Annotated in this window: 22 protein-coding genes; 6 read left to right on the top strand and 16 right to left on the bottom strand. The window is 64.4% G+C overall.

Translation table 11 applies throughout. From position 1 onward, the window contains the following. The first annotated feature begins 77 nt into the window (after positions 1–77). From MXC11_RS02135 to MXC11_RS02120, 4 genes are read left to right on the top strand one after another with little or no spacing between them, the layout of a single operon-like run. Positions 78–1,889, top strand: a complete 1,812-nt coding sequence (locus MXC11_RS02135) for a penicillin-binding protein activator (protein ID WP_250004562.1) — start codon at positions 78–80, stop codon at positions 1,887–1,889. After that, positions 1,886–2,251: a YraN family protein gene (locus MXC11_RS02130; protein WP_250004559.1), complete on the top strand. Its 366-nt coding sequence runs from the start codon at positions 1,886–1,888 to the stop codon at positions 2,249–2,251. Before MXC11_RS02135 ends, MXC11_RS02130 begins: the two co-directional genes overlap by 4 nt. A gap of 25 nt (positions 2,252–2,276) precedes the next feature. Next, positions 2,277–2,870, top strand: a complete 594-nt coding sequence (locus MXC11_RS02125) for a phosphoheptose isomerase (protein WP_250004556.1) — start codon at positions 2,277–2,279, stop codon at positions 2,868–2,870. Next, positions 2,870–3,397: a BON domain-containing protein gene (locus MXC11_RS02120; RefSeq protein ID WP_250004864.1), complete on the top strand. Its 528-nt coding sequence runs from the start codon at positions 2,870–2,872 to the stop codon at positions 3,395–3,397. The genes MXC11_RS02125 and MXC11_RS02120 overlap by 1 nt, the downstream gene beginning before the upstream one ends. A 70-nt stretch (positions 3,398–3,467) precedes the next feature. On the opposite strand, the gene MXC11_RS02115 is transcribed toward MXC11_RS02120, so the two are convergent. From MXC11_RS02115 to MXC11_RS02075, 9 genes are all read right to left on the bottom strand, one after another. Beyond that, on the bottom strand, positions 3,468–3,896 hold the full coding sequence (locus MXC11_RS02115; protein ID WP_250004553.1) for a ClpXP protease specificity-enhancing factor: 429 nt from the start codon (positions 3,894–3,896) through the stop codon (positions 3,468–3,470). 5 nt (positions 3,897–3,901) lie between these two features. After that, positions 3,902–4,528, bottom strand: coding sequence for a glutathione S-transferase N-terminal domain-containing protein (locus tag MXC11_RS02110; protein WP_250004550.1), 627 nt, complete (start codon positions 4,526–4,528; stop codon positions 3,902–3,904). A gap of 83 nt (positions 4,529–4,611) precedes the next feature. Beyond that, positions 4,612–5,391, bottom strand: a complete 780-nt coding sequence (locus MXC11_RS02105) for a cytochrome c1 (protein ID WP_250004548.1) — start codon at positions 5,389–5,391, stop codon at positions 4,612–4,614. Then, positions 5,391–6,602 (bottom strand): cytochrome b, encoded by a 1,212-nt coding sequence (locus MXC11_RS02100; RefSeq protein ID WP_250004545.1) that lies wholly within the window; start codon positions 6,600–6,602, stop codon positions 5,391–5,393. Before MXC11_RS02100 ends, MXC11_RS02105 begins: the two co-directional genes overlap by 1 nt. After that, positions 6,602–7,195 (bottom strand): ubiquinol-cytochrome c reductase iron-sulfur subunit, encoded by a 594-nt coding sequence (gene petA / locus MXC11_RS02095; RefSeq protein WP_250004543.1) that lies wholly within the window; start codon positions 7,193–7,195, stop codon positions 6,602–6,604. The genes MXC11_RS02100 and petA overlap by 1 nt, the downstream gene beginning before the upstream one ends. Before the next feature lie 254 nt (positions 7,196–7,449). Further along, positions 7,450–7,842 (bottom strand): 30S ribosomal protein S9, encoded by a 393-nt coding sequence (rpsI, locus tag MXC11_RS02090; RefSeq protein ID WP_229604579.1) that lies wholly within the window; start codon positions 7,840–7,842, stop codon positions 7,450–7,452. A 14-nt stretch (positions 7,843–7,856) separates the two neighbouring features. Beyond that, the gene (rplM, locus tag MXC11_RS02085; RefSeq protein WP_250004540.1) at positions 7,857–8,285 is read right to left on the bottom strand and encodes a 50S ribosomal protein L13; all 429 of its coding nucleotides are present in this window, start codon (positions 8,283–8,285) and stop codon (positions 7,857–7,859) included. A gap of 249 nt (positions 8,286–8,534) precedes the next feature. After that, complete coding sequence (locus tag MXC11_RS02080) at positions 8,535–9,350, bottom strand: M48 family metallopeptidase (protein WP_250004537.1); 816 nt, start codon at positions 9,348–9,350, stop codon at positions 8,535–8,537. A 75-nt stretch (positions 9,351–9,425) separates the two neighbouring features. Then, the gene (locus MXC11_RS02075) at positions 9,426–10,049 is read right to left on the bottom strand and encodes an SOS response-associated peptidase (protein WP_250004534.1); all 624 of its coding nucleotides are present in this window, start codon (positions 10,047–10,049) and stop codon (positions 9,426–9,428) included. A 144-nt stretch (positions 10,050–10,193) separates the two neighbouring features. Between MXC11_RS02075 and MXC11_RS02070 the strand changes: the two genes are divergently transcribed. Continuing rightward, entirely contained in the window at positions 10,194–11,360 is a 1,167-nt protein-coding gene (locus tag MXC11_RS02070) for a 1-acyl-sn-glycerol-3-phosphate acyltransferase (protein ID WP_250004862.1), read from the top strand. A gap of 71 nt (positions 11,361–11,431) precedes the next feature. Here the strand turns inward: MXC11_RS02070 and MXC11_RS02065 are convergent, their stop codons facing one another. From MXC11_RS02065 to MXC11_RS02050, 4 genes are all read right to left on the bottom strand, one after another. Continuing rightward, a complete protein-coding gene (locus tag MXC11_RS02065; RefSeq protein WP_250004531.1) occupies positions 11,432–12,019 on the bottom strand; it encodes a YajG family lipoprotein in 588 nt (195 codons plus the stop codon). A 102-nt stretch (positions 12,020–12,121) separates the two neighbouring features. Then, positions 12,122–13,225, bottom strand: coding sequence for a cell division protein ZapE (gene zapE / locus MXC11_RS02060; RefSeq protein ID WP_250004529.1), 1,104 nt, complete (start codon positions 13,223–13,225; stop codon positions 12,122–12,124). A 79-nt stretch (positions 13,226–13,304) separates the two neighbouring features. Next, positions 13,305–14,648, bottom strand: a complete 1,344-nt coding sequence (locus MXC11_RS02055; RefSeq protein ID WP_250004525.1) for a tryptophan--tRNA ligase — start codon at positions 14,646–14,648, stop codon at positions 13,305–13,307. A gap of 23 nt (positions 14,649–14,671) precedes the next feature. Further along, positions 14,672–15,307 carry an alpha/beta hydrolase gene (locus tag MXC11_RS02050; protein WP_250004523.1) on the bottom strand — a complete coding sequence of 212 codons (636 nt, stop codon included), beginning with the start codon at positions 15,305–15,307 and terminating at the stop codon, positions 14,672–14,674. A gap of 153 nt (positions 15,308–15,460) precedes the next feature. On the opposite strand from MXC11_RS02050, the gene MXC11_RS02045 reads away from it, so the two are divergent. Continuing rightward, positions 15,461–15,871, top strand: a complete 411-nt coding sequence (locus MXC11_RS02045) for a Z-ring associated ZapG family protein (protein ID WP_250004521.1) — start codon at positions 15,461–15,463, stop codon at positions 15,869–15,871. Between the two features lie 127 nt (positions 15,872–15,998). On the opposite strand, the gene cysN is transcribed toward MXC11_RS02045, so the two are convergent. From cysN to MXC11_RS02030, 3 genes are all read right to left on the bottom strand, one after another. After that, entirely contained in the window at positions 15,999–17,900 is a 1,902-nt protein-coding gene (cysN, locus tag MXC11_RS02040; protein ID WP_250004519.1) for a sulfate adenylyltransferase subunit CysN, read from the bottom strand. Between the two features lie 12 nt (positions 17,901–17,912). Next, positions 17,913–18,830, bottom strand: coding sequence for a sulfate adenylyltransferase subunit CysD (cysD, locus tag MXC11_RS02035; protein ID WP_250004517.1), 918 nt, complete (start codon positions 18,828–18,830; stop codon positions 17,913–17,915). Between the two features lie 131 nt (positions 18,831–18,961). After that, positions 18,962–19,720, bottom strand: coding sequence for a Nif3-like dinuclear metal center hexameric protein (locus MXC11_RS02030; RefSeq protein WP_250004514.1), 759 nt, complete (start codon positions 19,718–19,720; stop codon positions 18,962–18,964). Between the last annotated feature and the right edge of the window lie 26 nt (positions 19,721–19,746).

Raw genomic sequence — 19,746 nt, 5'->3', positions numbered from 1 at the left:
CGTGCGCCGTGATCGCGCCGCACGCCCCCCTTGAGTACAATCGCTGATCTTTACAGCCTGCGAAACGGAACCTGTTCATGACCGCCCGCCTGCGTCCACTTTCCCTTCTCGGCCTGGCCAGCCTGCTGGCCGCCTGCGCCAGCCAGCCCCACTCAGGCCTGGGTGAACTGCCGCCCCAGACTGCGGGCAGCGTTGAGCAGTTGCTGCAGCAGGCCGAGCAAAGCAGCAGCGCACAGGCTCTGCTGCTGCGCCTGTCCGCCGCCGAGCGCGCCCTGCAGAACAATGACCTGCAGCAAGCTACCCAGCTGCTGGAAAGCCTCGCCCAGCAGCCGCTGCCGCCGGCCCAGCAGGTCTTCCTCAGCACCCTGCAGGCTGAACTGGCGCTGCAGCGCCAGCGACCGCGCGCGGCGCTCAGCGCCTTGCAGCACCCGGACCTGGCCCGCCTGGACGAACTGCCACTGCCCCAGCAGATCCGCACCCGCCATGTCCGGGCCACGGCGCTGGAGCGCGACCATCAGCTGCTGGCGGCCGCCCGTGAGCGCATTGTGCTGGCGGCGCTGCTCGACGCCCAGGCCACCCCGGACAACCAGGAAGCCATCTGGCGCCTGCTCTCCGGTCTGTCCAGCCCGCAGCTCAAGGCCATCCCCCGGGACGGCTCGATCCTGGCCGGCTGGCGTGACCTGCTAGAGCTGACCCGTAGCGCGCTGGCACCGCGCGAGCAAATCCAGCTGATCGAGGCCTGGCAAAAGAGCCACGCCCAGCACCCGGCCGCCATCCAGCCGCCGCTGGCGATCGTACAGCTGCAAGAAATTGCCCGCCGCCCGCTCACCCATATCGCACTGCTGCTGCCGGCCGAAGGGCCACTGGCCAATGCGGGCGCGGCGCTGCGGGATGGTTTTCTGGCCGCCCACTATCAGGCCGGCGCCCCCGCCGAGCTAAAGATCAGCCTGCACGACAGCAACGCCCTGCAAAATCTCGATGCCTTCTACCAGAAGGCCCGTGAAAGCGGCGTCGAGCTGGTGGTCGGCCCGCTGGAGAAGCCGCTGGTCACCCAGCTCTCGGCGCGCAACAGCCTGCCGATCCCGACCCTGGCGCTGAACTACAGTGACAAGCCCGAGCAGGCACCGCGCGAGCTGTTCCAGTTCGGCCTGGCTGCAGAGGATGAAGCCCGCGAAGTGGTCCGCCGCGCCTGGGCCGATGGCCAGCGCCGCGCCGTGGCACTGGCGCCCAGCGGTGACTGGGGCCAGCGGGTCATGGCCGCTTTTCGCAGTGAGTGGGAGGCCCGCGGCGGCACGCTGATCGCGGTTGACTATGTCGATCAGCCGGTGCGCCTCGCCGGGCAGATCGCCCAGCTGCTGCAGCTGCGTGACAGCGAGCAGCGAGCGGCGCGCGTCGCCGGCGCGCTCGGCACGAAAGTGCAGTCGCAGCCGGCACGCCGGCAAGACATCGACTTCGTGTTCCTCGCCGCCACCCCCGCTCAGGCCCGCCAGATCAAGTCGACCCTGACACTGCAGTACGCCGGTGATCTGCCGGTCTATGGCACCTCGCACCTGTTCAGCGGCGACCGCCAGCCGGCGCGTGATCGCGAGCTGGATGGCATCCGCTTCAGCGAAACCCCCTGGATGCTGGAGCCGGACCACCCGCTGCGCCGCGAGATCCTCAGCCATTGGCCAGAGGCGGCCGGCCCGCTGGGGCGCCTATATGCGATGGGCGCCGACAGCTACCGGCTCGCCCCGCGCCTCAGCCAGCTGCAGACCGCACCGGGGATGCGCCTTGAGGGCCTGAGCGGCAGCCTGTCCCTGGGCCGCGTCCAGCGCATCGACCGCACCCTGCCCTGGGCGGAGTATCGCAACGGCCAGCCGGTGACCCTGCCACCGACCCGCCAGTGAATCGCCAGACGCGCGGCGCCGTTGCCGAGGCGTGGGCACAGACCCACCTGGAGGAGTACGGCCTGCGCCTGGCGGCACGCAACTGGCGCTGCCGACTGGGTGAGCTCGATCTGGTCATGTTCGAGGGCGATACCTTAGTATTCGTCGAAGTGCGTTACCGCAGCCATAGCGGCTTCGGTGGTGCGGAATACAGCGTGGATGCGCGCAAGCAGCGGCGGGTTGCCGCCGCCGCCCAGGTCTTTCTGCTTGCCCACCCCCAATGGTCGCGTCGAGCGTGCCGGTTCGACGTGGTCGCCATCGCAGCGGGCAATCAGCACACGCCACCGCTGCTGAACTGGATTCGTGGCGCCTTCGAGCACTGAGCGCCGCCCAACCGAAGGTTATTTCATGGACATGCAATCCCGTATCCGCCAGCTGTTTATCGACAGCATCGAGACCAAGCGCCAGGCCACCGAAGTGCTGATCCCGCACATCGAGCTGGCCAGCCAGGTGATGGTCAATGCCCTGCTCAACGAGGGCAAGATTCTCTCCTGTGGCAACGGCGGCTCGGCGGGGGACGCGCAGCATTTCTCCTCAGAGCTGCTCAACCGCTTCGAGCGCGAACGCCCGAGCCTGCCGGCCATTGCCCTAACCACCGACAGCTCCACCCTCACCTCGATCGCCAACGACTACAGCTACAACGAGGTGTTCTCCAAGCAGATTCGCGCACTGGGTCAGCCGGGCGATGTGCTGCTGGCCATTTCCACCAGCGGCAACTCCGGCAACGTGATTCAGGCCATCCAGGCTGCCCATGATCGTGAAATGACCGTGGTGGCCCTGACCGGCCGCGACGGCGGCAACATGGCCTCGCTGCTGCTGCCGGAGGATGTGGAGATCCGCGTGCCGGCGCGCAGCACAGCGCGTATTCAGGAAGTACACCTGCTGGCCATTCACTGCCTGTGCGACCTGATTGACCACCAGCTGTTCGGGAGTGAGGAATGATGAAGCGCTACCTGTCATTGCTGCTGGCCACCACCCTGCTGCTGGCCGGCTGCGGCGGCCGCAGCCTGGGCAACAAGATCGATGACCAGTTTCTGGCACCACGAGTCAGCAGTGAAATCGCCCGCAGCCACGCCGATCTCAACGACACCACCTCCCATGTGACGGTCGTCAGCTACAACGGTGTGGTCCTGCTCGCCGGGCAGACACCGCGCGCGGAGCTGCGTCAGCTTGCCGAACAGACCGCCAGCCGCGTGCAGGGCGTGCGCCGTGTCCACAACGAACTGCAGGTCATGCCCCCCTCCTCGGCGCTGGCGCGCAGCAGCGATGCCCTGCTGACCACTCGCATCAAGGCGGCCATGCTGGCTGACAACACCGTGCCCGGCAGCCGCATCAAGGTGGTGACCGAAAATGGCAACGTCTTCCTCCTTGGCCTGGTGACCCGCGCCGAAGCGCAACGCGCCACCCAGGTCGTGCAGGGCGTGGGCGGCGTACAACGCATCGTGCGCCTGTTCGAGTTCACAGACTGAGCCCCCAGAAACGCTCAGGGCGACCGTAAGGTCGCCCTGAAACCTCTACCGCCGGTTGCATGCCGACGGCTTACTTGACCACCTTGAGGCTCGGGCGTCCGCTGGGACGCGGCGGTGGTGTGTCATCGTCCGGATCTGGCGATATCGAAGGTGCCGCGTCAGCTGCTGCCTGTGCTTCCTCATCGTCCTGTTCATCCAGATCGAAGAACATGCCCTGACCGTTCTCGCGGGCATAGAGCGCCAGTACCGCCGGCACGGGTACGCGTAGCACCTGTGCAACGCCCCCAAAGCGCCCCTCAAAGCTGAGCAGGTCATTGCCCATCTGCAGATGGCGCACGGCACTGGGGGAAATGTTCAGCACGATCTGCCCATCCTTGGCATAACCGGCCGGCACCCGGGTACCCGGGTAGTCACTGGCCACCAGCAGATGGGGCGTGCAGTCGTTATCGACGATCCACTCGTAGAGGGCACGCAGCAGATAGGGGCGACTGGAATTCATCGTTGTCAGACTCCTCGGCGCAGGGCGCGCTCTTGGCTACTCAGGCTGGACTGGAAGCTGTCCCGGGCAAACATCCGCTCCATGTACTCCAGCAAGGGGCGGGCCGGACGAGGCAGCTCGATCCCCAATACCGGCAGACGCCAGAGTATCGGCAACAGGCAGCAATCGACCAGACTGAAATCATCACTGAGAAAACAGGGCTGCACCGCGAACAGCGGCGCGGCACCGATCAAGCTCTCGCGCAGCTCGCGTACCGCCCGCCCCTTCTGCTCGGCACTACTGCCGGGCGCCTGGGCAATATCCAGCAGGCGGCACCAGTCGCGCTGGATACGGTGCATCAGTACCCGGCTACTGGCGCGGGCCGCCGGATAAGCCGGCAGCAAGGCGGGATGGGGATAGCGCTCGTCCAGGTACTCCAGCACGGCCGGTGCGTCATAGACCACCAGGTTGCGCTCCACCAGCGTCGGCAGGCTGTGATAGGGATTGAGCTCGGCCAAAGCCTGGCTGTGCTCGCCGGGCAGGATATCGATGATCTGCACTTCCACGGCCTTTTCAGCCAGCACCAGGCGAACACGGTGGCAATAGTGGTCGAGGGGATCGGAATAGCAGGTCAGGCGATTGACGGCAGCCATGGCAGCGCTCTCGACGGTAGCAGGAAGCAGAAACGCATGCGCGCCCCGCAGGGCGCGCATGGATGGAGCGGTACAGCCGTTACTTAGTGAACGTCTTTCCAGTACTCGCGCTTGAGCAGGTAGGCGAACACGAAGAAGAAGGCCAGGAACAGCAGGACATAGACACCGATGCGCTGGCTTTCCAGCTTCACCGGGTTGGCCGAGTAGGCCAGGAATGTCACCAGGTTCTTGATCTTCTCGTCGAACTCGGCCTCGCTCAGGGTGCCGGTCTTGGACAGGACGGTCAGCTGGTTGCAGCCTTCCTCGGTCACCGGAGTGCCGGTCAGCGGGTCGAAGACCTTCTTGCCATCTTCAACCACCTGGACCTGCTTGCAGCCGATCACCTGACGACCCTGCAGGGCACCCAGCACATTCGGCATGCCGACGTTCGGGAACACCATGTTGTTCACGCCATAGGGGCGTGTCGGGTCTTCGTAGAAGGTCCGCAGGTAGGTGTACAGCCAGTCATTGCCACGCACACGGGCTACGAGGGTCAGATCCGGCGGCGCGGCGCCGAACCAGACCTTGGCATCGGACGCCTGCATGCCGATCTTCATGTGATCGCCAATCTTGGCACCGGTGAAGACCAGGTTTTCCATCATGACATCTTCAGGAATACCCAGGTCATTGGCAACACGCTCATAACGCTGATACTCGGCGCTATGGCAGCCCATGCAGTAGTTGGCGAAGGTACGCGCACCATCCTGCAGAGCCGCTTTGTCACGCAGGTCAACATCGACCTTGTCCAGCGGATACTCGGTTGCAGCGGCGAAGGAGACGGCCGGCAGCAGTGCGAACAACAGAGCAGCAAGTTGCTTTTTCATCAGCCAGTCACCCTTTCCGGAACCGGTTTGGTCTTCTCCATCCGGGTGTAGAACGGCATCAGGATGAAGAAGGCGAAGTACAGAACAGTGCACACCTGGGACAGCAGGGTACGGCCCGGCGTCGGCGCCAGTACACCCAGCACACCGAGGATCACGAAGGACACCACGAAGATGGCCAGCCAGATGCGGCTCAGCCAGCCCTTGTAGCGCATCGAGCGCACCGGGCTACGGTCCAGCCACGGCAGGACGAACAGCACGGCAATCGCAGCACCCATGGCAATCACGCCCAGCAGCTTGTCCGGAACGGCACGCAGGATGGCGTAGAAGGGTGTGAAGTACCAGACCGGGGCGATGTGCGCCGGGGTCTTGAACGGGTTGGCCGGTTCGAAGTTCGGCTTCTCGAGGAAGTAACCGCCCATCTCCGGGAAGAAGAAGATCACGGTGCAGAACACGAACAGGAACACCACCACGCCGACAATATCCTTGACGGTGTAGTACGGGTGGAACGGAATACCGTCCAGCGGTACACCGTTGGCGTCCTTCTTCTTCTTGATGTCGATGCCGTCCGGGTTGTTCGAGCCGACTTCATGCAGGGCAATGATGTGCAGCACAACCAGACCGAGCAGGACGATCGGCAGGGCGATGACATGCAGGGCGAAGAAGCGGTTCAGGGTGATGCCGGAGATCAGGTAGTCACCACGGATCCACTGGGTCAGGTCCGCACCAATCACCGGAATGGCACCGAACAGCGAGATGATCACCTGGGCACCCCAGTAGGACATCTGGCCCCACGGCAGCAGGTAGCCCATGAAGGCTTCGGCCATCAGCACGAGGTAGATCAGCATGCCGAAGATCCACACCAGCTCACGCGGCTTCTGGTAGGAGCCGTACATCAGGCCGCGGAACATGTGCAGATAGACGACCACGAAGAAGGCCGATGCACCAGTGGAGTGCATGTAGCGCAGGATCCAGCCGTACTCCACGTCACGCATGATGTATTCGACGGACGCGAAGGCACCTTCTGCCGACGGTTCGAAGCTCATGGTCAGCCAGATACCGGTCAGGATCTGGTTAACCAGCACCAGCAGGGCCAGCGAGCCGAAGAAGTACCAGAAGTTGAAGTTCTTCGGGGCGTAATATTTGGCGAGATGGTCTTCCCACATCTTGGTCGCGGGGAAGCGGGCATCCACCCATTCCATGAATTTGCTCATCAGGCAGTCTCCGGATCCACACCAACGATGACGACATCATCGGATTCATAGGCATGCGGCGGCACCGGCAGGTTCAGCGGCGCCGGTTGAGCCTTGTACACGCGCCCGGCCAGGTCATAGCGGGAACCGTGGCAAGGGCAGAAGTAACCACCCAGCCAGTCAGCGCCCAGGTCGGCAGGGGCCACTTCCGGACGGAAGGACGGTGCGCAGCCCAGGTGGGTGCACAGACCTTCCACAATCAGAAGCTCAGGCTTGACCGAGCGGACTTTCGGGTCCACATAGGCCGGTTGATCGGAAGCCTTGGACTCAGGGTCGGCTACGACACCTTCGAGCTTGACCAGATTGGCCAGAATCTCTTCGGTGCGGCGAACGATGAACACAGGCTTGCCGCGCCATTCGGCGACGATCTGCTGACCCGGTTCGATCTTGCTCACGTTCACCTTGACCGGGGCACCTGCGGCCTTGGCCTTAGCACTGGGGAACCATGACCCCACGAACGGGACCGCAGCACCGACAGCCCCCGCCGCGCCCACCACCGAAGTGGCGGCCACGAGGAACCGACGCCGGCCCACATTCACGCCGTCATTACTCATTCAGTCGTCTCCCATCAGCTTTCTGTGACCTGCTCGGGCAGGCACTGTAGTTGAAACCAGCTGCGCAAAAAATCCGCCAAATGGTAATTAAAACCCCATTTTCTGACAAGGTAATAACCGGCAACAACTCGTCGCCAACCCCCGCCAATCGCAGCATAGACGGCGCGACAGACTGTCGCAGGAGCGCACTGCAGATGCAAAAACGCCCGGATTCCTGAGGAACCCGGGCGCTTGTACAACCCGTGCGCGAAAGATCAGCGCTTGGAGTACTGCGGACGCTTACGCGCTTTGCGCAGACCGATCTTCTTACGCTCGACCTCACGGGCGTCGCGAGTGACGTAACCGGCTTTACGCAGCGGGCTGCGCAGGGTTTCGTCGTACTCGATCAGCGCGCGGGTGATGCCATGACGGATGGCACCGGCCTGGCCGCTGACACCACCACCAGCAACGGTGACGTAAATGTCGAACTTTTCGACATTCTCGGTCAGCTCGAGCGGCTGGCGCACGACCATGCGCGCGGTTTCGCGGCCGAAGAACTGCTCCAGGCTGCGATTGTTGATGGAGATCTTGCCAGTGCCCGGACGCAGGAATACACGTGCGGTAGCGGTCTTGCGACGGCCAGTGCCGTAGTTTTGAGTCGCCGACATTTGAGCCTACTCCGTTAAATCTTCAGTTCTTGGGGCTGCTGAGCAGTGTGCGGATGGCTGGCGCCAGCGTACACCTTCAGCTTGCGATACATCTCGCGACCCAGCGGGTTCTTCGGCAGCATGCCCTTGACGGCGGTCTCGATCACACGCTCAGGAGCGCGGATGATCAGCTTCTCGAAGCTGATCGACTTGATACCACCCGGGAAACCGGAGTGATGGTAGTACATCTTGTCGGAGCTCTTGGCACCGGTGACACGCACCTGCTCGGCATTGATCACGACGATGTAGTCGCCGGTATCAACGTGCGGAGTGTATTCCGCTTTGTGCTTGCCACGCAGACGGAGGGCGATTTCAGTGGCGAGACGACCCAGAGTCTTGCCAGCCGCATCGACAACATACCAGTCGCGCTTGACGGTTTCCGGTTTCGCAGAGAAAGTTTTCATTCGTTAAAGCCTCAGAGGCCGCCTGTCAATCAGGCGGCGGATCTTATAGGACAGTACCTGCCTCATACAAGGCAATCGCGACCGCATGCAGACACTAATCGGGGGCTCGGGTCAGTGTGTCTGCTACGGCAAATCGGCAGGCTAGGCATTCCCGCCGAGCAGGACGGGCTAGGCATCCCCCGTCCAAAAAGCCCGCGAATCTTACCGACTTTTGCAGAAAACACAAGTGGCGCTCATACAGCGAGGCACTCAGCGGCGCGACTGCTCGTACAGTGGCATGACCCGCGGGATCGCCGCGCGCAAATTGCTCATGCGCGTCGCTGACGAGGGGTGCGTGCTCATGAACTCCGGAGCCCCTGCCCCGCCGGCCTGCGCCATCTTTTGCCACAGCGTCAGCACCGCATTGGGGTTGAAGCCAGCGCGAGCCGCCAGCTCCAGCCCGATCAGATCCGCCTCATTCTCGTTACCACGACTGTTGGGCAGGGTCATGCCGTACTGCAGCGCCGCACCGGCGACCTGATTGCCCAGCTCACCGAGCCCCAGCAGGGTCACCACACCCTGCTTGGCCAACTCGCCCGCGTAGGCCTTGGACATCGACTCGCGACTGTGCTCGCGCAGGGCGTGGGCAATTTCATGCCCCAGCACCGCAGCCAGCTCGTCATCCGTCAAGTTCAGACGCTGGATCAGGCCGCTGTAAACGATGATCTTGCCGCCCGGCCCGACATTGGCATTGAGCTCATCGATCGCCAGCAGATTGGTTTCCCAGTTCCAGTTCAGCGCATCCGGCCGAAACACCGGTGTCTGGGCAATCAGCCGACGGGTAATGCCCTCGACACGCCGCGCCATCGCGCTGCTGCGATCAAGCCGGCCACTGGCCTGTGCCTTGCTCAGGGTTTCCTGGTAGGCCTGCGCATACATCTGCTCCAGCTGCGCACTGCTCAGCATGCTGAACATGTACTGCTGGCGCTGCACGCCCACCGCGCCACCACTGGTGGTATTCACCGCCTGGCAGCCACCGAGCAGCAGCACCCCGCCCAGCACCACACTCCACAGAACACGAGACATTCACTTCGCTCCCCAGAATCGACGCGGCATCTTAACGAGGCCAACGCCTCTCGGACAGTCACGCCACGGGCGAGTTCAGAGCGGTGTCAGGCACTGCGGCCCCTCCTCGCCCACCCGGTTGCCCAGCCCCGCCAGCAGGCGCTCGCGCAGCGGAATACCCGCACCAGCCAGCAGGGTATCCAGCATCGATGCAGGCGCCTGCGGATCCAGCCAGAGCGCTTGCGCCGCCTCATCCAGCAGCAGCGGCCGACGCTGCTCGCCGGCGGCAACCGTCACCACCGCCGCACTGAAATAGACCCGCCCGGAGACCGGATAAGCCTCCCAGAGCGCCGCCATGGCCAGCAGACCACCGTCGGCCGCACTCATCCAGAAGGGCCGCCGCCGCGGGCCACGCCACTCATAAAAGCCATTGGCCGGCAAAATGCCCCGCCGCTGACTCAGCGCCTCACGAAACATCGGCTGCTCGGCCAGGGTTTCGGCCCGCGCCTGGGCCGGTGAGCGCGACAGATCGCGCAGCCAGGGCGGCGTCAGCCCCCAGCGCACCAGCAGCGCTTCACGCCCCGCCCCGTCACCCGCTGCACGCACCAGCAGCACCGGCTGCCCGGGCGCAATATTCCAGCGCGGCTCAAGAGATGCCGGAAAGCCCGGCAGCGCACTCAGCGCCGGCGACCAACGAAACAGGGAATAGCGTCCGCACATCAGCGGCGTCCTCCAAAGGCCATCCGGGGAGCGGCACATTGTAAGTAGTCTGCACACCGCCCGGGGGGGCGATTCCTTTATAATCGCCACCCGGAGCCCCCCACTCGGGCCTTGCGCTCCCCTTCCCAGCCGAACCAAGAGAACATCATGGCCGAGTTCGAAGCCATCCGCCCCTATGCCGACACGGAAGTGCGCCCCGTCCTGGCGCGCCTGCTCACCGACGACGCCTTTCTCGACACCCTGACCCGCTACCGCTTTCCGCGTCTGGCCGGACCGCTGGGCTGGCTGCTCAAGCCGTTGATTGCCCACTACCTGCGCCGCGAAATTGCCGGTGTCGACAGCGTGGCGGCCCTGCAGATGAAGATCGAACCCTATGTCGATCGCAGCATCGAGCAGGCCACCGACGGCATCAGCTATTCCGGCCTCGAACACCTCAAGAAGGACCGCGCTTACCTGTTCATCAGCAATCACCGCGACATCGTCATGGATCCGGCGTTCGTCAACTACGCGCTCTACCATGCCGGACTGCCCACGCCGCGTCTGGCGATCGGTGACAACCTGCTGCAAAAGCCCTTCGTCAGCGACCTGATGCGCCTGAACAAGAGCTTCATCGTGCACCGCTCGATCAGCGGCCGCCGCGAAAAGCTGGCCGCTTTCCAGACCCTCTCCGCCTATATCAGCCACTCGATCCGCCAGGAAGGCGCCTCGATCTGGATTGCCCAGGCCGAAGGGCGCGCCAAGGATGGTGACGATCGCACCGACTCGGCGATCCTCAAGATGTTCCACATGTGCCGCAAGGATGAGCCCTTTGCCGACGTGCTGGCGGACCTGCACCTGGTGCCGGTCTCGATCAGCTATGAATACGACCCCTGCGACCTGGCCAAGGCCCGCGAGCTGTCGATTCGAGCCAGCACTGGCAGTTACACCAAGGCGTCCGGCGAGGACGATGCCAGCATCGTCACCGGCATTACCGGCCACAAGGGGCATGTGCACCTGCACTTTGGCGAAGAAATCCGCGAACCGGCTGAAGACGCCAAACTGCTGGCCCAGCACATCGACCGCGACATACTCGGCCATTACCGGCTGTTCCCGGTGCACTATCTGGCCTACGCCCAGTGGAGCGAGCGCGACCCGCAGCTGGCGGTTCCGGCAGCTGACAGCCTGTTCTCTGCCGAGGAACTGCACGCCGCGCAAGCGCGCTGGCAGCAGCGGCTGGCCGCCTGCCCCGCCGAGCAGCAGCCCTGGCTGATCATGCAATACGCCCGCCCGGTGGAAAATCACTACCGCCTGCGCAGCGCTGCCAGCGCCTGAATGCACAGGGGCGATGGTCTGCATCATCGCCCCTGTCGCCCACGCACCCCACCGGTTGCCGGCGGGCCGTCTTACTGGTTGTTGAGCACCTGGCCGACCACCGGATCGCGGAACGCCCGGGTCAGCGCATCGCTCAGCACATCGCTGACCAACTTGGCATTGGTCTGCTGATTCGGCGCCATGCCAAACCGCTGGTTGAGCGAGGCACCGTAGCGGCCACTGTAGCGGCGCACGCTGTTCTGCACGTCGGCCCGAATGTTGGCGCTGATGTTCGCCTCGGTGACGTAGGTGCTGTCCTTGGGCGACTGGTAGCGCAGATCGGTGAGGGTCAGGGTCAGCTGCGGCGCGTTATAGGCATTGGGCGTCGGCGTGAAGCCAAGCAGGCGCACCGCCGCTTCAGCCTGCCCCTGCAGACGCGGCAGAAGGTCCTGCTGACTGACGCTGATGGTGCTGGTTTCAGGATACATGCCACCGCGCGTCCCCAGCACCGGCGAGCTGCGCCCATCCACCACCCGCACCACGACCGCCTGCCCCTGCCCGACCGGGGTCAGCGCCGCCGTCACCACCGGTTGCGGACTGAGTTGTTGCGGACTGTGGGCACAACCGGCGAGGGTCAGGCCGGCAGCTATGCAAAGGCCAAGCAGCAGACGGGATGACATGTTCGGGATCTCCGCAAAAGGCAACAGGATGAGGCGTGCAGTATAAAGCGAGCCGTGGCCGCCAGCAGGCATGGGGCACCGGCAACCGGCCCCCGCGCTGATTCAAGGCTTGTGGGGACGCGCCAGGAACTCGTGGGACTGCATCTCCAGCAGACGGCTCAGGGTGCGCTGGAACTCGAACTCCAGACGCCCGCCGGTATACAGATCCTTGAGCTCCACTTCGGCCGAAACGATCAGTTTGACGTTGCGATCGTAGAACTCATCCACCATGTTGATGAAGCGCCGCGCCATATCATCCTTGCTGACGCCCATCTGCTCGACATTGGAAATCAGCACCGCCTCGAAGATCTTGCCCAGCTCGATGTAGTCGTTCTGGCTGCGCGGGCCATCGCACAAGGCGCGGAAGTCGAACCAGGCGACATCGTTGGCGGTCTTGCGCGCGCGAATTTCGCGGTTTTCGATCATCAGGACATCGTCATCCTTCACCCGGCAATGCTCGGTGAGCAAGCTCTTGAAGCTGCGCTCAAGGCTCAGTTCGGCCTCGGCATCCAGCGGGTAGTGATAGAGCTCGGCCTGCTCCAGCGCGCGCAGCCGGTAGTCGATACCGCTGTCGACGTTGACGATCTCGGTGTGCTCCTTGAGCAGGGCAATCGCCGGCAGGAAGCGCGCGCGCTGCAGGCCGTCCCGGTACAGGCCATCCGGGACGATGTTGGAGGTGGCCACCAGGCTCACGCCGTTCTTGAACAGCTCCTCCAGGAGGGTGGCAAGAATCATCGCGTCGGTGATGTCGCTGACGAAAAACTCGTCAAAGCAGATCACCCGGGCCTCGTCGGCAAAGCGCTTGCCGATGATGGTCAGCGGGTTCTTCTCACCCTTGAGGGTCTTCATCTCTTCATGCACACGCTTCATGAAGCGGTGGAAGTGGGTACGCATCTTCTGCTCGAACGGCAGCGCATCGAAGAAGGTATCGACCAGATAGGTCTTGCCGCGCCCCACGCCACCCCAGAAATAGATGCCCTTGATCGGCCCCTGCGCCTTCTTGCGCCCGAGCAGCTTGCCCAAGAGACCACCGCCACCGCTGGCCGGGGTGGCGTTGACCAGATCGTCGTAAAGCCGCTGCAGATGGCGGACGGCGTTTTCCTGGGCGGGATCGTGGAAGAAATCGGGGCGTTTCAGGTCAGCCTGGTAGCGTTCGAGCGGAGTCATGGCAGCAGCACGGTTGAGAAACGGGGCGCCACTTTAACTATGCACCCCGTACTTGGCAATTCAGGCCGCGCAGGACCTGTCAGTCACGCGGCAGCAGCGCGGTGCTGACCGCCTCGATCAGCGCTTCTGCAGCGCAGGCCTCCTCCAACACAGCAGAGCGCGCCACCGGTTGATCGTCCAGATAGGCCACCAGCTGCACGCCCTCGATGCGCAGATCCAGCTCCCCGGTCTGCAGGCGCTTGCTGGCAGCACCGGCGCTGCGGCCATCGGCAAAGGCCTCGGAAAGCAGCAACTGCTGGCCCTCGGCATCCAGCAGGCGGAAGCGGAAGCCACCATCCTCATCCCGGAAGCTGACCAGCCGGGCACCCTTGGCGGCCTTTTTCTTGCCCGCGGCCGCGCTCTGCAGTGCTCCGCGGAAGCTGCGCAGCCCCACCGCCTCACGCAGCTCAGCAAGGAACGGCGTGGCGATGCGCCGGGCCTTGGCGGCGCCGGCCAGCAGGATGTCCTCCAGATCATCCGGACGGGCGATCAGGGTGTGGTAGTGCTCGCGGGCCTCGCCCAGCTCGGCCTCGAGCAGGGCCGTCAGGCGCTGCTTGGCCTCGCCCCAGCCGAGCCCCTCTTCCAGCTCCGCACGGAAGGCCGCGCTCTGCGCCGTGCCGGCAAAGGCCTGATAGAGGGTGAACAGGTGCGAGCTGTCGGCATCCTTGGGCTCGCCCGGCAGGCGCGAGTCGGTGACGATGCGCGCCACCGCGTCCTTGAGCTGCTTGCTGGTGCCAAACAGCGGGATGGTGTTGTCGTAGCTCTTGCTCATCTTGCGCCCATCCAGGCCCGGCAGGGTCGCCACGCTCTCCTCGATCACCGCCTCCGGCAGCTCGAACAGCGCACGGCCATTGCCGAACAGGTGGTTGAAGCGCTGGCCGATATCGCGGGCCATCTCCACATGCTGGATCTGGTCACGCCCCACCGGCACCTTGTGGGCGTTGAACATCAGGATGTCCGCGGCCATCAACACCGGATAGCTGAACAACCCCATGGTGACCCCGGCATCCGCATCCTCGCCGGCGGCCAGGTTCTTGTCCACTGAAGCCTTGTAGGCATGGGCGCGGTTGAGCAGCCCCTTGCCGGCCACACAGGTCAGCAGCCAGGTCAGCTCGGGAATTTCCGGGATGTCCGACTGGCGATAGAAGGTCACCCGCTCGGGGTCCAGACCGCAGGCCAGCCAGGTGGCGGCAATCTCTAGGCGCGAGCGCTGGATGCGCAGCGGGTCATCGCACTTGATCAGCGCGTGGTAGTCCGCGAGGAAGTAGAACGAATCGACGTTGGCAGCACGGCTGGCATCAACCGCTGGACGGATGGCCCCGGCATAGTTGCCAAGGTGCGGGGTACCGGTGGTGGTGATACCGGTGAGGATACGGGTGGTCATGGCGTGATCGCTTGTCGGAGCATTCAGGAAGAGAGGCGCGGCAGCAGCAGGTCCTTGAGGACCGTCAGCCGGCCATGGAAGAAGTGGCCGCATTCTGCCACTTCAAGCAGCTCATGGGGACGCGCAAGCTGCGCCGACCAGTCGCGCACCGCCTGCGGACTGACCACGTCATCCCCGCTTGGCTGAATCACCGTCAACCGGGCCTGCTGTGGGAGGCGCCCCTCAACGCTGAAACGCTCGACCGGGGGCGCCAGCATCACCAGCTGGCGCACGGCCACACTCTGCTGCTCCAGCCGTCCGGCCAGGCACGCGGCGACGCAAGAGCCGAACGAGAAGCCGATCAGGTTCAGCGCCGCCTGGGGATAACGTGCGCGCAGCCACTGCACCGCGGCCTCGGCATCATCGATCTCGCCCTCGCCGTGGGCGTGCTCGCCGGCGCTCTGCCCGACCCCGCGGAAATTGAAGCGCAGCGTCGCCATGCCGGCGTCACGAGCGATGCGCTGGACCGTGGCCACTACCTTGTTGTGCATGGTGCCGGCATGCAGCGGATGCGGGTGGCAGATCAGCGCCACCTCGCGGGCAGCGGGCTGCTCAAGATAGAGCGCTTCCAGCACGCCACAGGGGCCATCGAGCAGGACGGGGGTTTCACGGGTGGACACAATAGGACTCCATAATCGATCAGAGGACGCGGGCAGCGGCCGCCGGACAGCGCACTCAGCAGGTCACGACACGGCCAGCGCGCCGCCACATGCTATACAGCGCCGAAATGAGCGGCTAACGTATGGCAAATTTTGCCCTTAGAGGAAGGTTTCGTGGAACAGACTTACGCCGCCTGGCTGCTGCCCGTCCTTGGCCTGCTTGCAGGCATTGTCATTGGCTTTTTGCTGGCGCGCCTGCTGACCAGCAGCCATGCCGGCAGCCAGCGCCACCGCGTGGACGAGATGCAGGAACGCTTTGAGAGCTATCAGAACGAGGTGGCCAACCACTTCAACACCACCGCCAACCTGCTGCAGAAGCTCAACCAGAACTATCAGGACATTCACGAGCACCTGAGCGAAGGCGCCAGCCGGTTGGCCGTCGATGAGCAGACCCGCCAGCTGCTGACCCGCAGCCTCGCTACACCCACCGCCCGCACACTGCCGGCCAGCAGCGAACCGCCGCGTGATTATGCGCCCGGCCACTCCGGGGTACTCAGCGACGAACCGGTGGTCAAGCACGACTGAGCCGCGTCGCACCGGCAGGGCCTCACGCTGGCGGGGCCTTTCCTGACGCGACAGGGATGCGCCACCGCGCGCACCAGCAAAAAGGCCCCGGCAGATGCCGGGGCCTTTTGCATTCAAGTGCGCTCGATCAGATCACGCCACGGCTACGCAGCAGCGCCAGCACCTGCGCCACGCCCTCCTCCAGCGAACTGGATTGGGTGTCGATCACCAGATCAGCATCCAGCGGCACATCGTAGGGGAAGGACTCGCCGGGGATGTTGTCCTCACCGGCGGCGTACAAACCCTGTGGATCGCGCTCGCGGCAAACCTGCGGCGAGGCCTGCACGTAGACGGTGATCAGCCGTTCAGCACCGACGATCGCCCGCGCCTGCTCACGGCCTTCAGCATCTGGAGCGACGAAGGCGGCCAGGGTCAGGAGACCCCCCTCGTTGAACTGCTTGGCCACCTGGGCGGCACGCCGCCAGTTCTCGGCGCGCCCGGCGCGATCCAGCGGCAGGCCCTTGTTCAGGTCATGGCGCAGGTTCTGGCCGTCCAGCACATAGACCGCACGCCCGCTGTCGAACAGCTTGCGCTCGACCGCGTAGGCCAGGGTGCTCTTGCCGGCGCCGGAGAGGCCCGAGAACAGCACGGTGGCCGGCTGCTGGCCGAAGCGCGCAGCGCGCTCCTCGGCGGCGACATGGGCCAGCTGGCCGTGGTGGCCGGCGGTGTTCTGCCCGGCCAGCGGGTCGGCGATGATCATCCCGGCCCCGACGGTGCCGTTGGTCAGACGATCAATGACGATGAACGCGCCGGTGGTGCGGTTGTGGGCGTAGCCGTCGAGGGCGATCGGCGCATCCAGACTGATACGCACCTTGCCGATCTCGTTGAGCTTCAGCTCGCTGGCCGCCAGCTGCTCGAGGCTGTTGACGTCGACGCGGTGCGCGATGGCAACGATGTTGCCCGGCACATAGCTGCTGGCGCGCTTGATGTCGTACTTCTTGCCCGGCAGCATCGGCTCCTCGGCCATCCACACCAGCATGGCGTCGAAGCTGTCGGTGACCTGCGGGCGGTTATCCGCGTGCACCAGCATGTCGCCGCGCGACACGTCGATCTCGTCTTCCAGCGTCAGCGTGACCGCCTGGCCGGGGATCGCCTGCTCCAGCTCGCCATCGAAGGTGACGATCGACTTGACGCGACTGGTCTTGCCCGACGGCAGCACGGCGACCTCGTCGCCCTTGTGCACGATGCCGCTGGCCAGGGTGCCGGCGAAGCCGCGGAAATTCAGGTTCGGCCGGTTGACGTACTGCACCGGGAAGCGCATGTCGGTCAGGTTGCGATCGGCAGCGATCTCGACGCTCTCGAGAATCTCCATCAGCGTCGGGCCCTGGTACCAGGGCGCGCGCTCGCTGTGGTTGACCACGTTGTCGCCCTTGAGCGCCGACATCGGCACAAAGTGCAAGGAGCTTGGCTGCATGCCAATGCGCTCGGCGAACTGCAGGTAGTCGGCTTCGATCGCCGCGAACACGCCCTGATCGAAGTCCATCAGGTCCATCTTGTTGACCGCGACGACGATGTGCTTGATGCCCAGCAGAGAGGCGATAAAGCTGTGCCGGCGGGTCTGAGTCTGCACGCCGTAGCGGGCATCGACCAGGATGATCGCCAGATCGCAGGTCGAGGCGCCGGTGGCCATGTTGCGGGTGTACTGCTCGTGGCCCGGGGTGTCGGCGATGATGAACTTGCGCTTGGCAGTGCTGAAGTAGCGGTAGGCCACGTCGATGGTGATGCCCTGCTCGCGCTCGGCCTGCAGGCCGTCAACCAGCAGCGCCAGATCCACCTCATCGCCGGTGGTGCCGACCTTCTTCGAGTCACGAGTGATCGCTTCCAGATGATCCTCGTAGATCATCTTGGAGTCGTGCAGCAGGCGGCCGATCAGGGTGCTCTTGCCGTCGTCGACGTTGCCGCAGGTCAGAAAGCGCAGCAGTTCCTTGCGCTCGTGCTGGGCCAGGTAGGCGAGGATGTCCTCGCTGATCAGATCAGATTGATGCGACATGATGCGGAAACCTTAGAAGTAGCCCTGACGTTTCTTTTCTTCCATCGAGCCGGCCTGGTCGTGGTCGATCACCCGGCCCTGACGCTCGGAGGTGCGGGTCAGCAGCATCTCCTGGATGATTTCCGGCAGGCTGGTGGCGGTGGACTCCACGGCGCCGGTCAGCGGGTAGCAACCGAGGGTACGGAAGCGCACCATGCGCTTCTCGATCCGCGCCTTCTCCTCATCGGACAAGTGCTCGAGGATGCGCTCGTCGTCGATCATGATCAGCGTGCCATTCTTCTCGATCACCTCGCGCTCGGCGGCAAAATACAGCGGCACGATCGGGATCTGCTCAAGGTAGATGTACTGCCAGATATCCAGCTCGGTCCAGTTGGACAGCGGGAACACGCGGATCGACTCGCCCTTCTTGACCTTGCCGTTGTAGACGTTCCACAGCTCGGGGCGCTGGTTCTTCGGGTCCCAGCGGTGCTTGCTGTCGCGGAACGAGTAGACGCGCTCCTTGGCGCGCGACTTCTCCTCGTCGCGGCGCGCCCCGCCGAACGCGGCGTCAAAGCCGTATTTGTCCAGCGCCTGCTTGAGGCCCTCGGTCTTCATCACGTCGGTGTGCTTGGCACTGCCGTAGGTGAAGGGGTTCATGTCCTGGGCGATGCCGTCCGGGTTGATGTGGGTGATCAGCTCAAGGCCCATCTCCTCGACTATCTTGGTGCGGAACTCGTACATCTCGCGGAATTTCCAGCGGGTGTCGACGTGCAGGACCGGGAACGGCAGCTTGCCGGGGAAGAACGCCTTGCGGGCCAGATGCAGCATGACCGCGGAGTCCTTGCCGATGGAGTACAGCATCACCGGGTTGTCGAATTCGGCGGCTACCTCACGGATGATGTGGATGCTTTCCGCCTCCAGCTGCTTCAGATGCGTCAGTTTGTCGACCATGGCTACTCACATATGACGGACGGATTGCGGCCAGCGGGCCGCGGACGTGCGCGCACGATAGCACGCCAACAAAATTCTAATAAGCCAAGCAAATAGAACCTGTAGCTCTATAAATATGCCGCTGGCGGCCCTCAGGCCGGGTTGTCGATATCGATAAAGCGGTGCTCGATGGCAAAGCGCCGCGCCAGATACTCGCCCAGTGCCTGCACCCCGTAGCGCTCGGTGGCGTGATGCCCGGCGGCGATAAAGCTGATGCCATTCTCGCGGGCGCAGTGCACGGTCGCCTCGGAGACTTCACCGCTCAGGTAGGCATCCACACCTGCCGCCACCGCCTGCTCGATATAGCCCTGCGCGGCCCCGGTACACCAGGCGATGCGCCGGATCGGCCGATCTGCGGCCACCAGCAAGGGCGTGCGCCCCAGCGCCTGCGCAACCCGCGCAGCCAAAGCCTCCGGGGCCAGCGGCTGCGCCAGATGCCCGACCAGCCCCACCGAGCGCGGATTGCCCGGCTCCAGCGGCCCCTCGATCCCCAGCCCCAGACGCGCGGCCAGCTGCACGTTATTGCCGACCTCCGGGTGCATATCCAGCGGCAGGTGGTAGGCCAGCAGGCTGAGGTCGTGACTGAGCAAGGTCTTCAGCCGGCGCTGCTTCATGCCGACCACGCACGGGTTTTCGCTCTTCCAGAAATAGCCGTGATGCACCAGCACCAGATCCGCCTGCGCGGCTACGGCGGCCTCCAGCAGCGCCTGGCTGGCGGTCACGCCACTGACGATCCGCCGCACCTCGCCACGCCCCTCCACCTGCAGGCCATTGGGGCAATAATCGCTGATGCGCGCCGCATCCAGATAACGATCGCACTCAGCGACCAGTGTCTTGAGGTCAATGGCCACGGGCCGGCTCCGTTAGGTTGTCGACT

This window comes from Pseudomonas eutrophicaquae, from assembly GCF_023544715.1.
Classification (GTDB): domain Bacteria; phylum Pseudomonadota; class Gammaproteobacteria; order Pseudomonadales; family Pseudomonadaceae; genus Geopseudomonas.
The sequence above is the reverse complement of the archived record's forward strand: the minus strand, read 5'-3'. Positions and strand labels throughout refer to the sequence as shown.

Excerpts from the sequence above, each read along its gene's own strand:
- MXC11_RS02075 (WP_250004534.1), bottom strand. The coding sequence starts at position 10,049 with ATGTGCGGACGCTATTCCCTGTTTCGTTGGTCGCCGGCGCTGAGTGCG.
- rpsI (WP_229604579.1), bottom strand. The coding sequence starts at position 7,842 with ATGTCGGCGACTCAAAACTACGGCACTGGCCGTCGCAAGACCGCTACC.
- MXC11_RS02055 (WP_250004525.1), bottom strand. The coding sequence starts at position 14,648 with ATGACCACCCGTATCCTCACCGGTATCACCACCACCGGTACCCCGCAC.
- zapE (WP_250004529.1), bottom strand. The coding sequence starts at position 13,225 with ATGACTCCGCTCGAACGCTACCAGGCTGACCTGAAACGCCCCGATTTC.
- MXC11_RS02100 (WP_250004545.1), bottom strand. The coding sequence starts at position 6,602 with ATGAGCAAATTCATGGAATGGGTGGATGCCCGCTTCCCCGCGACCAAG.
- MXC11_RS02115 (WP_250004553.1), bottom strand. The coding sequence starts at position 3,896 with ATGAATTCCAGTCGCCCCTATCTGCTGCGTGCCCTCTACGAGTGGATC.
- cysN (WP_250004519.1), bottom strand. The coding sequence starts at position 17,900 with ATGTCGCATCAATCTGATCTGATCAGCGAGGACATCCTCGCCTACCTG.
- MXC11_RS02110 (WP_250004550.1), bottom strand. The coding sequence starts at position 4,528 with ATGGCTGCCGTCAATCGCCTGACCTGCTATTCCGATCCCCTCGACCAC.
- cysD (WP_250004517.1), bottom strand. The coding sequence starts at position 18,830 with ATGGTCGACAAACTGACGCATCTGAAGCAGCTGGAGGCGGAAAGCATC.
- petA (WP_250004543.1), bottom strand. The coding sequence starts at position 7,195 with ATGAGTAATGACGGCGTGAATGTGGGCCGGCGTCGGTTCCTCGTGGCC.
- MXC11_RS02105 (WP_250004548.1), bottom strand. The coding sequence starts at position 5,391 with ATGAAAAAGCAACTTGCTGCTCTGTTGTTCGCACTGCTGCCGGCCGTC.
- MXC11_RS02080 (WP_250004537.1), bottom strand. The coding sequence starts at position 9,350 with ATGTCTCGTGTTCTGTGGAGTGTGGTGCTGGGCGGGGTGCTGCTGCTC.
- MXC11_RS02125 (WP_250004556.1), top strand. The coding sequence starts at position 2,277 with ATGGACATGCAATCCCGTATCCGCCAGCTGTTTATCGACAGCATCGAG.
- MXC11_RS02120 (WP_250004864.1), top strand. The coding sequence starts at position 2,870 with ATGAAGCGCTACCTGTCATTGCTGCTGGCCACCACCCTGCTGCTGGCC.
- MXC11_RS02065 (WP_250004531.1), bottom strand. The coding sequence starts at position 12,019 with ATGTCATCCCGTCTGCTGCTTGGCCTTTGCATAGCTGCCGGCCTGACC.
- rplM (WP_250004540.1), bottom strand. The coding sequence starts at position 8,285 with ATGAAAACTTTCTCTGCGAAACCGGAAACCGTCAAGCGCGACTGGTAT.
- MXC11_RS02135 (WP_250004562.1), top strand. The coding sequence starts at position 78 with ATGACCGCCCGCCTGCGTCCACTTTCCCTTCTCGGCCTGGCCAGCCTG.